Here is a 13199-nt window from a genome sequence, read left to right on the forward strand (position 1 = left end):
CGATCCGGACCGCTGGACGTCAGTCGACCCAACAATCGTCAAGCCGTCAGGGTCCGGAAGGTGATGGAATAGCGCAAGGCTGTCATAGGTGTGATAGAATGCTCCCAAGCAGCGCGCGCCTCTCCTGACAGGCGATAGACCGAGCCGCTCGCCAGCGCCGCATTTCGACGCAGAAAGCCCGTCCCCTGGCGACGGCGCAGCCGCATCACGCAGGGCGCAAGTAAGGACACGCCCAGGATTTCCCCATAGACGGGGCGGTCGCGATGCCAGCCGATGCCGGCGCCCGGCGCATATTCATTGACCAGAACCTGCACAAAGGCCGCGCCGTTCAGATCGAGGCGGCCCGCCAAGCGCGCCATTAAGGTCGAGAGAAACGCCGGCCAACCCGCGCCATCACCCCCGCGGTCGAAGGCGGCGATCCGGCGATGACCCAGGTAGCCCAGATGTTCATAGGGTTTGAACGCCAGAGTCTGGAGCGCGGCGACAAGCGCGGCCTGTTCAGGCGCCGACAGGACGCCGGCCCAATAGTCAAAGCCCGCCACCACGGGCGTGCGCGCGGGTGCATCGTCGAACAGGTCGATTTGCGATAGTTCGGTCACGCCAGGACCAGTTGGTTCGCCGCGGCGCCGGTCGTCTCCAGATTGGACAGGCTTACCCCGACCAGGCGCACGCCCCGGCTTGGCGGGTAAAGGGACCGGACCAGCACCCGACTGACCTCGTGCAGGGCTTGGCGGGAGGCCACAGGCTCGGACAGGGACCGGCTTCGCGTCGATTGCTGGAAGTCCGCCCATTTGACCTTGACGGTGACCGTCCGTCCCCGGCTGCCGGTCTTCTCGCACCAGGCCCAGACATCGTCGGCCATGGCCATTACCCCGGCCTCGATCGCGTCCGGATCGGTCAGGTCGGAGGCGAAGGTGGTTTCCGAACCGCTCGACTTGCGGGTCCGGTCGGGATTGACCGGACGATCGTCCTCGCCGCGGGCGATGGCGTAATACCAGGGCCCGGACTTGCCGAAATGATGCTGGAGAAAGGCTCGGGATTGGCGGCGCAGATCCGCGCCGGTGCGGATCCCCAGCCCTTCCAACTTCGCGGCCGTCACCGGCCCCACGCCGTGGAAGCGCCTGACCGGCAAATCCTCGACGAAGGCCTCGCCACGCCCGGGCGCCACGACAAACTGGCCGTTCGGCTTGTTCTGGTCCGACGCCAGCTTGGCCAGAAACTTGTTGTACGAAATGCCCGCCGAAGCCGTCAGGCCGGTCTCCTCGAGGATCCGCCGCCTGATTTCCTCCGCCGTCGCCGAGGCGGTCCCCAGGCCTCGTCTGTCCGCCGTCACATCGAGATAAGCCTCGTCCAGCGACAGGGGCTCGATCAGGTCGGTGTAGTCCGCAAAGATCGCATGGATCTGCGCCGAGACCGCGCGATAGACCTCGAAGCGCGGCGGGGCGAAGACGAGGTCCGGGCATTTGCGCAGGGCGGTTGTGGAGGGCATGGCCGAGCGCACCCCAAACCGCCGCGCCTCATAGCTGGCGGCGGCGACCACGCCGCGCGCCGCCGCGTGCCCCACCGCCACGGGCCGACCGCGCAGGGCGGGATCATCCCTCTGTTCCACGGAGGCGAAGAAAGCGTCCATGTCCACGTGGACGATCTTGCGGGTTGCGACGCCGGACATGCAGCCTGCATATCAAGACGAGAACAAAAAGAAAACATTTGTCCAAGGCGACGCTTGCCATTCGGCTCGCCGGAGTGCTGTCGGGGAGATCGAACAGCCGCTCAATCCCTATGTCTTACGTCGAGCTTCAAGCCACTTCGCACTTCTCCTTCCTGCGCGGCGCCAGCAGTTGCGAGCTGCTGTTCGAACAGGCCCGGCTGTGCGGGCTGGACGCCCTGGCCATCGTCGATCGCAACTCGCTGGCCGGGATCGTGCGCGCCCATGAGGCGGCCAAGGCCTCCGGCGTACGGCTGATCGTTGGCTGCCGGCTTGACCTGATCGATGGGACAGGCGTGCTTGTCTATCCGACCGATCGACCGGCCTATTCCCGACTGACGCGCCTGCTCTCCCTGGGCAAACGCCGCGCCGGCAAGGCGAAATGCCACCTCGACTGGTCGGACCTGAAAGACTGGTCGGAGGGCCTGATCGCCATCCTGGTTCCGGACGAGGCGGACGAGGCCTGCGCCGCCAATCTGCGACGGCTGAAGGCGACCTTTCCCGCAGGCGCCTATCTCGCCCTGACGCTGCGACGACGCCCAGGGGACGCATTGCGACTGCATGACCTGTCGAACCTCGCCGTCCAGGCCGGCGTGCCGACCGTCGTGACCAACGACGTCCTCTTTCATCATCCTGACCAACGCCTGTTGCAGGACGTGGTCACCTGCGTGAGGCACGGCTGCACCATCGACGAACTGGGCTTCCGGCGCGAACGCCATGCGGACCGCTATCTGAAGCCGCCCCACGAAATGCACCGCCTGTTCAAGGCCTATCCCGAGGCCCTGGCCCGCTCGGTCGAGATCGCCGACCGCTGCCGGTTTTCGCTGGATGAGTTGGCGTATCAATATCCGGACGAGGTCTCGACGCCGGGCATGACGCCGCAGCAGACGCTGGAACAGCTGACCTGGGCCGGAGCCGCCGAGCGCTATCCGGAAGGGCTGCCGGATAGGGTGCGCAAGACGCTTCGGCACGAACTCGATCTGATCGGCCAGCTCGGTTACGCCCCCTATTTCCTGACGGTCCATTCGATCGTTCGCTTCGCCCGCAGCCAGGACATTCTGTGCCAAGGACGCGGCTCGGCCGCTAACTCCGCCGTCTGCTATGTCCTGGGCATCACCTCGATCGACCCGGGCCGCAATGATCTGCTGTTCGAACGCTTCGTCAGCCAGGAGCGTCGCGAGCCCCCGGACATCGATGTCGATTTCGAGCACGAGCGGCGCGAGGTCGTCATGCAGTGGATCTTCGAGACCTACGGCCGCAACCATGCGGCCCTCTGCTCCGTCGTCACCCGCTATCGCTCGCGCGGCGCCCTGCGCGATGTCGGCAAGGCGCTGGGGCTCAGCGAGGACCTGATCAAGACCCTGTCGTCCCAGGTCTGGAGCTATTCCAGCGAGGGTGTCGAAGACAAGCATGTCGCGGATCTCAATCTCAATCTGGAGGACCGGCGGCTTCGCCTGGCGCTGGAGCTGTCGCGTCAGCTGATCGGCGCCCCGCGCCACCTCAGCCAGCACCCCGGCGGCTTCGTGCTGACCCACGACCGCCTGGACGACCTGGTCCCGATCGAACCGGCGGCGATGAAGGATCGCCAGGTCATCGAATGGGACAAGGACGACATCGACGTCCTGAAGTTCATGAAGGTCGATGTGCTGGCGCTCGGCATGCTCAGCTGCATGAAGCGCGGCTTCGACCTCTTGGCCGAGCACAAGGGGATTGCGCTCGACCTCGCCACCATTCCGGCGGAGGACCCCAAGACCTATGCGATGATCCGCAAGGCCGACACGCTGGGGGTCTTTCAGATCGAGAGCCGGGCCCAGATGGCCATGCTCCCGCGCATCAAGCCGCGCACCTTCTACGATCTGGTCATCGAGGTCGCCATCGTCCGTCCCGGCCCGATTCAGGGCGACATGGTCCATCCCTATCTACGCCGCAGAGAGGGCAAGGAGGACGTCGTCTATCCCAAGCCCGAGCTCGAAAAGGTGTTGGGCAAGACCTTGGGCGTGCCGCTGTTCCAGGAACAGGCCATGCGGGTCGCGATCGAATGCGCCGGCTTCACCGCTTCGGAGGCCGACCAGCTTCGCCGGGCCATGGCGACGTTCAAGTTCACCGGCGGGGTCAGCCATTTCAAGGACAAGCTGATCAGCGGCATGGTCGAGCGCGGCTATGACGCCGCCTTCGCCGAGAAGACCTTCAGCCAGCTGGAAGGGTTCGGCTCCTACGGCTTTCCGGAAAGCCACGCAGCCTCCTTCGCCCTGATCGCCTACGCCTCCTCCTGGCTTAAATGCCATCACCCGGATGTCTTCTGCGCCGCGCTGCTGAACGCTCAGCCCATGGGCTTCTATGCGCCGGCGCAGATCGTCCGTGACGCCCAGCAGCACGGCGTCGAGATCCGGCCCATCTGCGTCAACGCCAGCCGCTGGGACTGCACCCTGGAGCCAGCAGGCGACGATGGACGCTTCGCCGTCCGCCTGGGTCTTCGCATGGTGCGCGGCCTGGTGAACGGCGACGCTGCCCGCCTCCTTGCGGCACGGACGGACGGCGCCTTCCGCTCTGTCGATGACCTGTGGCGACGCGCCGGCGCCCAGGTCGCCAGCCTTGTCCGCCTGGCGGAGGCGGACGCCTTCCGTCCAGCCCTTTCCCTCGACCGCCGCGACGCGCTTTGGGCCATCAAGGGGCTAAGAGATGAGCCCCTTCCCCTATTCGCCGCCGCCGATGCCCACGACCAGAAGCCGGAAATCTCCGAGCCCGATCCGGGCCTCAAGCCGATGACGCCCGGGCGGGAAGTCGTTGAGGACTACAGCCACATCGGCCTGACCCTGCGTGATCATCCGCTGAGCTTCCTGCGCGGCGATCTGCAGTCACGCCACGTCATGACCTGCGCCGATGGGACCGCCATGCGCGACGGTCGGCTGACGCGCGTGGCAGGCCTCGTGCTGGTTCGTCAGAAGCCCGGCAGCGCCAAGGGCGTCATGTTCATCACCATCGAGGACGAGACCGGCGTGGCCAATCTAGTCATCTGGCCGAGCCTCTACGAACAGCAGCGCCGCATCGTGCTGTCGGCCTCCATGCTCGTCGTCGACGGCAAGGTTCAGCGCGAGGGCGACGTCGTCCACATCGTCGCGACCAGACTTCATGACGCATCGGCCCTGCTCGCCTCGGTCGGCGACCGGGGCGAGGTCTTCCCCCTGCCCCACGGGCGCGGCGACGAATTCCATCGCGGCGGGTCGCCGGATGCGCGCGACGCTCCCCCTCGCGCGATCAAAGTCCGGGACATCTACATTCCAGATCTTAATCTCGACACGATCAGACCGAAGACGCGGGATTTCCGGTAGCTGGGCTTAGGGTGCCGCCCAAATGCGTGCCGCTGAAGGCGTCAGAGAAACACCGTCAAGAACGAACCACACCTCCCATTATCGGGAAGCGTATGCTACAAAGTTGAAAGGGGAGAAGCGATGATGGCGCATAAAAGGGACGCTAAAATCAAAAATGTGGGGGGCCTATTTAAATCGGCTATCAGGCCTATATTTTAGCGCTGCGATATTCGGTGCCTTCGACATCCGTATCATCGATCATCAGGTCAAAATCGGCTTGATTGTGGGCGTGGTGCTGTTCCTCATGCGAATGCATGTAGTTAGATATCTCTCACCTCCCGAAGATTTTGAAGGTCCCAACTAACAAGTTGGTCCGCCCCGCTTTAACTGGTCTGCATTGCCCTCGTTCCCAAAATCAGGCGCGCCCTCTCGGCAAATCTGAAGTCATCTTCGACCTCGGGAGTATCGTAGGCCTCAGCCCCCGACCAAGCTGGCATAGGAAGGCCGAACTCAGCCGCATTCCAAACCCCGAATATGAACGGAAAGCAATCCGTTCGGCCCGGAGAAATCCTGCCGCCACCAAGACCCTGCACACTTGCGATCATACCCTAGTCGCTTCATCTCCTTGTCTACGAATCGGACCTCAAGTTTTGTCAATTGGCTGATCTCACGCGTGCATATGAAGGATGCAGCAAAATTCATAACGTGCCGGGTCGCGATAGCACTTCGACAGCCGGGCGCTGACAGCAGATGCCCTCAGCCCTCACAGCATTAAAGTCCGGAGGCGAGCAGTTGAGTAGCTCCTCGACTTCTGTCCTGCTCATCACTGATGGCCAATACACACCGAACGCCGCCTTCGCCCATGCAGTAAAGCTGCGGCGCTCCACTCACTGCGCGAAGAGAGATATCGTCCGCGACCGAACGGTGTATGAAAACGCGCGATAGGAGGCCGCGAAAACGTTGCCCTCTCAATCATTCCGGCAAGCCACCAGACAACGCTACATGCAATATCGGCCCTAATGGTTTGTGAGCACCTCCGATGGCAGCAAGGGCTTGAGGCAGCAGAACCCAGTCAGATTGGTCTTCGTCGGCGAAACTAATAGCCTCTTGCAGACTGCGCCTGAACTGATCGACGCTGTCACTTGAAAGCTGAAGACCGCCAAATAAGCTTCTCTTCGGCCCAGGCGCGGGCTCTGCGACCAACCCCAATTCGAGAAGCTGTCGCACATAGCCGTGGCACAGCCCTACTTTCGAGGACCAGTGCTGTGCTCCCACGCGGCTGTCTCTAAACGCTTGGCCGCGTTCGACATCACTCTGTGAAAACCACCCATACGATCTAAGGGCTCCACGAGTGGGAAGTTCGCCGAAGATCTTGTGATCCAACATCTTTTTCACGACCGATCGTTCAAGTCGCAGCTCAGCCGCGACATTCGAGATGGTCATCAATTTGTTCTGAACCCGAGCCTGCTTCAGGCGGCTCACACCTCTGTGGGACGTCCTAAGATCATCGACCTCCGCAACAGGTCAGCGACCGGTCCTTCACGACTCTGCGCAACCGCCGTCAGTCTACGAAACAACGCTCGGTCCGCTTGGTTCAGCCCCCCGCCCTGCATAGCAAATACGCTCTCGGGGTAGCCCTTGAGGACCCTTACGCCAGCGGCGAGATCGCGTGGATCCAAGCCCAGCAGCGTTTTTCGTGAAATCCCCGCGACTGGAGCAGCGAGCGCCCACCTAAACTGGACGGCAAGATCGAAGGCGTCTGCCGGCGTCAGCGCCGCGATTTTGGGGTCAACATCCCTGAGTATGTCGCGGACGGAACGGCCTTCCGGCGACGCCAAGCCCTCGGCTTGCAGCAGCGTTGGCGTTAAGCTCTTTGCAACCCGGTCGGTCTTCGCCGCCGAGAGCGCGAAATCGCAGCGCCGGCAACGCGACATGGGATAGTCATCCCAGCGGAGCCGGACGCGGCACTTGGGGCAGCAGTCGATCAGCCTATGCGCGCCCACGTCCTGCCACAACGGCGCTTTGGAGAAGCGCATGAGCATCATCGTCGCAGTCACGAGCCTCTGGATGACGGCGCAGGCCGTTCCGCCGCCGATAGAACAGACGACCGCAGACTGCGATCGGCCGGTCTATGCCTCCGATCGCTTCATCTGCACCGATCCAGATTTGTCCCGGCAAGAGCAAGACATCGCCCGACGCTGGCAATCGGCCGAAGCCGCTTTGCCCGAAAGCCCTTGGATCGAACGCCAATCGGCTTGGTTCAAACGACGTGCGGTGTGCGCCTTTCAGGAGGACCAGGGCGCGTGTCTTCGGGCCGCAAATTCTGAGCGCGAACAACTCTTCCGCGCAGTTCTCGATCCCGCCGACGGCGCGCTGAGAACAGCCCGATGCGTGGGCGATGGACGCCGCCAGACGCTTCGGCTCGATACGCGTGGCGGCGCTCTTGCGGCCTATGGAGACGAAGGGCTCGCCTGGGTGGCGGGCCCGAAGACCGGCGGATGGTCTCCCTTCAACCGCATCATTTCGGGGCGCACTATGATGATCCAGCGACAGGATGGCGTGCGGATTTCATGTCGATTTACCCGCTGACGTCTACTGCGCCGGACGCTTTGGCACAGACACCAGAACGACCCCTTCGTATTCGCCGACCACCCGGCCTGCCGCTCTGACCCGTGGGTCCTGCATCGCGTTGCGCGGACAGCCAAGCAGATCGGCGCTATCGTCTAGAAGCTCTGACGTGGCGAAGGTTTCGCCGAGAAGTCGGCACGGCCCACCTACGTAGGGGTAACCGCCTTCCATGATTTTCAATCCCTCGGGAAACACGAACTCGTCGGAGGTCATGTCCGTCGTCGAGGCGCATGCGCCGAGGAGTGCTGTGGCAGCGCCAGCGAGAATGAGTGCGCGCATGGAAAATCCCTGAAAACCGGAAAGTCGTGGAGCAAACAGTGCATGTCATGCAGGCTGCCGCAAGCGCAACCTACCCATTATTCAACCGGCTTTCCTCGATCTGACGACATAGCCCAGACCCGACATTCCGGAAGTCAGCTAAGAGTCAGAAGCGGCGCTTGAAAGCGAATGTCTGAGAAGCTCCAGTAGCGGCTGTTGCCTCATGCCCGATACACAGCCATGCGCTGCCTGCGCAGCTCTTAGCTTGTTCTGAGCAAGTTTTTACTTGTCTCGACAGTGCGATGGCGACCCCGGCAGGACTCCAACCTGCGACCTCGGCTTTAGGAAAGCCTTGCTCTATGCAGCTGAGCTACGGGGCCACGCCCGACGCCGTAGCGGGTCGGGGCGGCGGGGGGAAGTCGGGGCGACGAAAAAGTCGGGCGGCGGTCGGTTGATTGCGGCGTCGGGCGTTTGTGGTTAAGGGGCCTTAACCTACAAGATGTCGCGGTGAACAAAGGACGAAACGGGCGATGTCAGCGATTCGGTCCTGATTCGTTTCACCCTTGTTCCGCGAGAACGGAACGGCCGTTAACCGACGGGCGGAACGTGGGCGGTCAGGGCGCGCAGACCCTCCAGAAGGCGGTCGGAATCGGCGCTGGTCTGGCCTTGGGCGGCCAGGGTCAGGCGGAGCGCGCGCACGTGCACCTCGACCGAGGGCCAGGACCAGCTGCCGGCGCTCTTCATCCTGTCGGCGATCTCGCACAGGCTGAAGGCGGCCTCGAAGAAGGTCGGGACGTCCAGATAGCCGGCCATGTCGACCATGGCGGAGGCGAAGGCGTAGATTTGGTCCGGCGCATCCGAGGGGCGGGTCGCGCACAGGGCCTCGATGGCGTCGACGTTGGCCGTCAGCAGGGTGAAGACATGGTCACGCTGTTCATCCAGCGCCTGGTTGGCGCGCGACTCGGCCTCGATGATCAGACGGCCGCCGGGCCGCGCCATCTGACGCTGGAGCGAGGTGTGGACGCGGCGGACGGTGGAGGGTTTGGGCGCGGCGACAGGCTCGGTCACAGGCTGACCTTCATCGGCTTCATCAGCATGTCGATCTCGTCCTGATCCATGTTTTCCTCGACCGCCTCCCCCAGATCACCGGTCAGGTCGCTTTCGCGACGACCATCGGTGCCGGGAGGCGGCCCATAGTTGTGCACCCGGCGGTCGGGGCCGATGTAGTATTCGGACTCGACGAAATCCCGGTCCTCGCCGCCCAGCCAGATGATCCGCTTCAGCAGCAGAGACGGCGACAGGGGCTTGGCGACGATGAAGCTGGCGCCGCAGTCGCGGCCTTGGTGGACCTTGGCCTGGGAGGCGTGACCCAGGATCATGATAACGGGCACATAGCGGGTCGGCGTCGGGGCGTCGCGCCGCAGCCAGCGCACGAAGTCATAACCGTCCATGTCCGGCATGATGCAGTCGATCAGGATCAGATCGACCGAGCGGCGCGCCAGCAATTCGACGGCGGCCTGGGCCGAGGCGCATTTGATCTGCTCCTTGCAGCCGAAGCCTTGGACGATGGAACCCAGCATATCCAGCGACGTGGGCTGGTCGTCGATCAGAAGGACCGTCGTGTGCGCCAGATTGACCCGATCGCTCTTGGCCATGGCGTCAGAACAGCATGAGGTCGCCGGCGTCGGCGTTCGATTGCGGGCGATGCTCGCCGGCGGCGGGACGAAGGCGGCCGGCCATGTCGGCCAGCGACAGGCGGCTGACGGCCTCCGACGGACTGGCGCCGCCGCCCAGCATGCGCAGCACGCCGGACAGAGCCTCGAGACGCTGGGTCAGGGCGTCCAGGGCCTGGGCCTGGGTCAGGGCGTTGGGCCGTTCCTCCGGCGGCGCGCGGCGGACCAGATCGCTGACCAGGGCCTCGATCCCGTCAATGCCTTCGCGCACCAGCATCAGCTCGTCGGCGACGGCGGCCAGCAGATCGGCGTGTTCGGGAGGGGCGCTCATCTTCAGAACAGTTCCAGGGCGCCGGTGTCGACCGGGGCCATGACGGGCACGGGCTTGGGCGCGACGACGTCGGTGACGGCGCGTTGCAGGGCGCGGCCGGTGACGGGCCAGTAGTGCAGGCGCCGACCGCCGTCGCCGCGCAGGCTGCCGCCGACGACGGGAATGCCTTCGTCGCGCAGGAATTTCTCGGCGAAATCGGCGTTGCTGCGGCTCACGTCGCGCAGGCTGTCGAACATGCGGCCGCCGCCGAACAGCTTGGCCTCCAGCCGATCGCGCCGGGCACCGGCCTTGAGCATGTCGTTGATCAGAAGCTCCATCGCATAGGCGCCGTAGCGACGCCCCGCGTCGGTGCCTGCGCCCGAGCCTTCGGGCAGCAGGAAGTGGTTCATGCCGCCGACGCCCGCCAGCGGATCGCGCACGCACATAGCGACGCAGGACCCCAGGATGGTGCTGAGCACGACATTGGGATCGGACGTGATGAAGTGCTCGCCCTGACCGACGTGAACGCGCTTTTCGACCGTGTCCTTCAGGGCGGCGAAACTCATGTCAGGGGACCGAAGACGGCTTCCAGCTTGCCCTTCAGCTGGACGACGGTGAAAGGCTTGACCAGGTAGTTGTTGACGCCGAACTGCACCGCGCGCTGGACCAACTCGCGGTCGGCGCGGCCCGTCAGCATGATGAAGGCGGTCTTGGAGGTCGGCGGGTGGGCGCGCACAGCGCGCAGCAGGCCCAAGCCGTCCAGGTTCGGCATATTGTAGTCGGAGATGATCAGGTGCGCGGGCTTGGACACGATCTCGCGCAAGGCGATTTCGCCGTCGGCGGCCTCGCGGATCTCGCGCACGCCGAGCTGTTGCAGGCTGGTGCGAACCAGCGAGCGCATCGTCATCTGATCATCGACGACCAGGCAGTGAAGTGAGGCGGCGGCGGGCATAGGTTACGCTCCCGATTAGGCGACAGACCGCGCAGCCGGATCGGCGCACAGTTCGAGAATGGCGGTGGACAGGCGGTGCAGCGGCAACTGCCGCTCCACGGCGCCGATTTCATGGGCGGCCTTCGGCATGCCGTAGACGACGCAGGTCGCCTCGTCCTGACCCAGGGTGCGGCCGCCGGCCTGGCGCATGGCCAGCAGGCCCTTGGCGCCGTCGCGGCCCATGCCGGTCAGGATGACGCCGGTCATCGGACGTTTCAACCGGGCGACGGAGTCGAACATCACATCCACCGACGGACGGTGGCCGTTGACGGGATCGCTGGCGATCAGGCGGCAACGGGGCGTCAGGCCGCCCGAGACCTCAAGATGGGTTGCGCCTCCGGGGGCCAAGTAGATGTGGCCTGGCTTCAGCGGCGCGCCGTCCACCGCCTCGGTCACGGTCGGGGCGCAGACGCGGTCCAGGCGGGCGGCGAAGCTGGCGGTGAAGGTCGCCGGCATATGTTGGGTGATGACGGTCGCGGGGCAATCCAGCGGGAAGCCGCTGAGCACCGTCAGCAGGGCCTCGACCCCGCCGGTGGACGAACCGATGGCGAGAATCTGATTGGGATCGGCGTGATAGGCGCGCGGCGCCTCGGCGGCGGCGGGCGTGTCGCCGCGGGCGCGGACGCGCGAACGGGCGGCGGTCTTCACCTTGCCGATCAGGTCGTGGAAGGCGTCAACGCTGGCGACCGCCGGTTTGGCCACCGCGTCCACAGCGCCGATCTCCAGCGCGGCCAGGGTCACGTCCGTGCCCGCCGCCGTCAGGGTCGAGACCATGACCACCGGCATGGGCCGCAGCCGCATGATCTTTTCCAGAAACTCCAAGCCGTTCATGTTGGGCATTTCGACGTCGAGCGTAATGACGTCGGGGTTCAGGGCCTTGATCGCGGCGCGGGCCTCGATGGGATCGGCGGCGGTGCCGACGACCTCTATCTCAGAATCCGACTTCAGGGCGGCCGAGATCAGCCCGCGCATGGTCAGGCTGTCGTCGACGACGAGGACGCGGACGGGGCTCATGCGCCACCCAGGCGATAGGTGGTCAGGCCGGCGGTCTGAAGCTGGCTGGTCGCCGGGCCGGAGACGCGTTCGGAGTGACCGATGTAGAGGGTTGCGCCGGGGTTCATCAGCGGGGTGAACCGCTTCCACACCCGTTCCTGGGTCGCGTCGTCGAAGTAGATGACGACGTTGCGGCAGAAGATGACGTCGAACTTGCCCTTCATGGGCCAGTCGCCGATCAGGTTCAGCTCCTTGAAGCTGACCAGGCGTTTCAGCTGGGCGCCGGCGACCCACTGGCCGCGATCGGCGCGGTCGAAATATTTGCGCCACAGGGTGACGGGCGCGGGCTCCAGCGCCTCTTCGGAATAGACGCCGTCATGGCCTTGGGCGACCATGTTGGGATCGATGTCGGTGGCCAGGATGCGCACATCCAGCTCGGCCGCCTCGGGCAGGGCCTGCAGCACGGTCAGGGCCATCGAATAGGGCTCCTGCCCGTTCGAGCAGGCCGCCGACCACAGACGGACCCGGCCGCCGGCGCGGGCGCGCGCCGCCAGTTCGGGCATGACCCGGTCACGCAGGTCGTCGAAATGGTGCGGTTCGCGATAGAAGCGGGTAACGTTAGTGGTCAGGGCCGCCGTCATCTTCTGACGCTCGTCCACGCCGTCCACGCCCTCGACCAGGGCGCAGTAGTCGCGGAAGCTGGTCAGACCCAGGGTGCGCAGGCGCTTGGCCAGGCGCGAATACACGAGCGCGGCCTTGCCCTCGTTCAGGGCGATGCCCGCATGGGCGTGCAGCATCTGGGCGATGTGGCGGAAATCCTCGGCGGTGAAGACGAACTCGCCCTCGACGATGGATCCCCGGCCGGCGGCGGCGGTCATGCGGCTTCGGCCTCGACTTGCGGCAGGATGTAATCCAGTTCGATCAGGCTGATCATGCGGCCGTCGATCGAGAAGATGCCTTTCACGAAGGTCTTCACCTGATCGCTGGCGACGTCGGGCGTCGGCTGGACCGAGGCCTCGCTCATCTGCAGGATGTCGGACACGGCGTCGACCAGCAGTCCGACCATGCGGCCGCCGATGTGGGCCACCATGATGACGTGGCGCGCCGTCGGTTCCGAGGTCGTCAGGCCGAAGCGCGCGCCCAGGTCGATGATCGGCAGGACCGTGCCGCGCAGGTTGATGACGCCCTTCATGTATCCCGGCGAACGGGGCAGAGGCGTCGCCGGCGTCCAGCCGCGGATTTCGCGCACCGACATGATGTCGACGCAGAATTCCTGACTGCCGATGCGGAAGGCGATCAGTTCACGCTGGAGATCTTTGGCTTCGGTCATGGT

The 13199-nt window shown here is 64.8% G+C and carries 15 protein-coding genes and 1 tRNA gene; 2 read left to right on the forward strand and 14 right to left on the reverse strand.

Features of this window, described 5'->3' with window-relative positions; translation table 11 throughout:
• Positions 1 to 38 precede the first annotated feature (38 nt).
• Complete coding sequence (locus E7T10_RS15355; RefSeq protein WP_137722469.1) at positions 39 to 599, reverse strand: alpha-ketoglutarate-dependent dioxygenase AlkB; 561 nt, start codon at positions 597 to 599, stop codon at positions 39 to 41.
• Positions 596 to 1669 carry a DNA polymerase IV gene (gene dinB, locus E7T10_RS15360; protein ID WP_137722470.1) on the reverse strand — a complete coding sequence of 358 codons (1074 nt, stop codon included), beginning with the start codon at positions 1667 to 1669 and terminating at the stop codon, positions 596 to 598. Before dinB ends, E7T10_RS15355 begins: the two co-directional genes overlap by 4 nt.
• A gap of 110 nt (positions 1670 to 1779) precedes the next feature.
• Between dinB and E7T10_RS15365 the strand changes: the two genes are divergently transcribed.
• On the forward strand, positions 1780 to 5034 hold the full coding sequence (locus E7T10_RS15365; RefSeq protein WP_137722471.1) for an error-prone DNA polymerase: 3255 nt from the start codon (positions 1780 to 1782) through the stop codon (positions 5032 to 5034).
• A gap of 951 nt (positions 5035 to 5985) precedes the next feature.
• Here the strand turns inward: E7T10_RS15365 and E7T10_RS15370 are convergent.
• Positions 5986 to 6456, reverse strand: a complete 471-nt coding sequence (locus E7T10_RS15370) for a hypothetical protein (RefSeq protein ID WP_137722472.1) — start codon at positions 6454 to 6456, stop codon at positions 5986 to 5988.
• Between the two features lie 35 nt (positions 6457 to 6491).
• Entirely contained in the window at positions 6492 to 7049 is a 558-nt protein-coding gene (locus tag E7T10_RS15375; RefSeq protein ID WP_137722473.1) for a hypothetical protein, read from the reverse strand.
• Between E7T10_RS15375 and E7T10_RS15380 the strand changes: the two genes are divergently transcribed.
• Positions 7048 to 7602: a hypothetical protein gene (locus E7T10_RS15380; protein ID WP_137722474.1), complete on the forward strand. Its 555-nt coding sequence runs from the start codon at positions 7048 to 7050 to the stop codon at positions 7600 to 7602. The genes E7T10_RS15375 and E7T10_RS15380 overlap by 2 nt on opposite strands.
• Before the next feature lie 3 nt (positions 7603 to 7605).
• Here the strand turns inward: E7T10_RS15380 and E7T10_RS15385 are convergent, their stop codons facing one another.
• The 10 genes from E7T10_RS15385 to E7T10_RS15430 form a co-directional block, all read right to left on the reverse strand.
• A complete protein-coding gene (locus tag E7T10_RS15385; RefSeq protein WP_137722475.1) occupies positions 7606 to 7920 on the reverse strand; it encodes a hypothetical protein in 315 nt (104 codons plus the stop codon).
• 282 nt (positions 7921 to 8202) lie between these two features.
• A tRNA-Arg gene (locus tag E7T10_RS15390) sits at positions 8203 to 8279 on the reverse strand.
• Between the two features lie 208 nt (positions 8280 to 8487).
• On the reverse strand, positions 8488 to 8967 hold the full coding sequence (locus E7T10_RS15395) for a hypothetical protein (RefSeq protein ID WP_137722476.1): 480 nt from the start codon (positions 8965 to 8967) through the stop codon (positions 8488 to 8490).
• Positions 8964 to 9554, reverse strand: coding sequence for a response regulator (locus E7T10_RS15400; RefSeq protein ID WP_137722477.1), 591 nt, complete (start codon positions 9552 to 9554; stop codon positions 8964 to 8966). The genes E7T10_RS15395 and E7T10_RS15400 overlap by 4 nt, the downstream gene beginning before the upstream one ends.
• Before the next feature lie 4 nt (positions 9555 to 9558).
• Positions 9559 to 9903: a hypothetical protein gene (locus E7T10_RS15405; protein ID WP_045811565.1), complete on the reverse strand. Its 345-nt coding sequence runs from the start codon at positions 9901 to 9903 to the stop codon at positions 9559 to 9561.
• Positions 9904 to 9905: 2 nt separating this feature from the next.
• A complete protein-coding gene (locus E7T10_RS15410) occupies positions 9906 to 10448 on the reverse strand; it encodes a chemotaxis protein CheD (RefSeq protein ID WP_137722478.1) in 543 nt (180 codons plus the stop codon).
• On the reverse strand, positions 10445 to 10834 hold the full coding sequence (locus tag E7T10_RS15415; protein ID WP_137722479.1) for a response regulator: 390 nt from the start codon (positions 10832 to 10834) through the stop codon (positions 10445 to 10447). Before E7T10_RS15415 ends, E7T10_RS15410 begins: the two co-directional genes overlap by 4 nt.
• A gap of 15 nt (positions 10835 to 10849) precedes the next feature.
• Positions 10850 to 11887 (reverse strand): chemotaxis response regulator protein-glutamate methylesterase, encoded by a 1038-nt coding sequence (locus E7T10_RS15420; RefSeq protein WP_137722480.1) that lies wholly within the window; start codon positions 11885 to 11887, stop codon positions 10850 to 10852.
• Complete coding sequence (locus E7T10_RS15425) at positions 11884 to 12744, reverse strand: protein-glutamate O-methyltransferase CheR (protein WP_045811562.1); 861 nt, start codon at positions 12742 to 12744, stop codon at positions 11884 to 11886. The genes E7T10_RS15420 and E7T10_RS15425 overlap by 4 nt, the downstream gene beginning before the upstream one ends.
• On the reverse strand, positions 12741 to 13196 hold the full coding sequence (locus E7T10_RS15430) for a chemotaxis protein CheW (RefSeq protein ID WP_039246217.1): 456 nt from the start codon (positions 13194 to 13196) through the stop codon (positions 12741 to 12743). Before E7T10_RS15430 ends, E7T10_RS15425 begins: the two co-directional genes overlap by 4 nt.
• Between the last annotated feature and the right edge of the window lie 3 nt (positions 13197 to 13199).

Origin of the sequence: Brevundimonas sp. SGAir0440 (assembly GCF_005484585.1) — a bacterium.
Classification (GTDB): Bacteria; Pseudomonadota; Alphaproteobacteria; order Caulobacterales; family Caulobacteraceae; genus Brevundimonas.

What these genes read in the sequence shown, in the direction of transcription:
- E7T10_RS15380 (WP_137722474.1), top strand. Translation starts at nt 7,048, where the DNA reads ATGAGCATCATCGTCGCAGTCACGAGCCTCTGGATGACGGCGCAGGCC.
- E7T10_RS15365 (WP_137722471.1), top strand. Translation starts at nt 1,780, where the DNA reads ATGTCTTACGTCGAGCTTCAAGCCACTTCGCACTTCTCCTTCCTGCGC.
- dinB (WP_137722470.1), bottom strand. Translation starts at nt 1,669, where the DNA reads ATGTCCGGCGTCGCAACCCGCAAGATCGTCCACGTGGACATGGACGCT.
- E7T10_RS15410 (WP_137722478.1), bottom strand. Translation starts at nt 10,448, where the DNA reads ATGAGTTTCGCCGCCCTGAAGGACACGGTCGAAAAGCGCGTTCACGTC.
- E7T10_RS15415 (WP_137722479.1), bottom strand. Translation starts at nt 10,834, where the DNA reads ATGCCCGCCGCCGCCTCACTTCACTGCCTGGTCGTCGATGATCAGATG.
- E7T10_RS15385 (WP_137722475.1), bottom strand. Translation starts at nt 7,920, where the DNA reads ATGCGCGCACTCATTCTCGCTGGCGCTGCCACAGCACTCCTCGGCGCA.
- E7T10_RS15375 (WP_137722473.1), bottom strand. Translation starts at nt 7,049, where the DNA reads ATGCGCTTCTCCAAAGCGCCGTTGTGGCAGGACGTGGGCGCGCATAGG.
- E7T10_RS15400 (WP_137722477.1), bottom strand. Translation starts at nt 9,554, where the DNA reads ATGGCCAAGAGCGATCGGGTCAATCTGGCGCACACGACGGTCCTTCTG.
- E7T10_RS15370 (WP_137722472.1), bottom strand. Translation starts at nt 6,456, where the DNA reads ATGACCATCTCGAATGTCGCGGCTGAGCTGCGACTTGAACGATCGGTC.
- E7T10_RS15430 (WP_039246217.1), bottom strand. Translation starts at nt 13,196, where the DNA reads ATGACCGAAGCCAAAGATCTCCAGCGTGAACTGATCGCCTTCCGCATC.
- E7T10_RS15425 (WP_045811562.1), bottom strand. Translation starts at nt 12,744, where the DNA reads ATGACCGCCGCCGCCGGCCGGGGATCCATCGTCGAGGGCGAGTTCGTC.
- E7T10_RS15420 (WP_137722480.1), bottom strand. Translation starts at nt 11,887, where the DNA reads ATGAGCCCCGTCCGCGTCCTCGTCGTCGACGACAGCCTGACCATGCGC.
- E7T10_RS15405 (WP_045811565.1), bottom strand. Translation starts at nt 9,903, where the DNA reads ATGAGCGCCCCTCCCGAACACGCCGATCTGCTGGCCGCCGTCGCCGAC.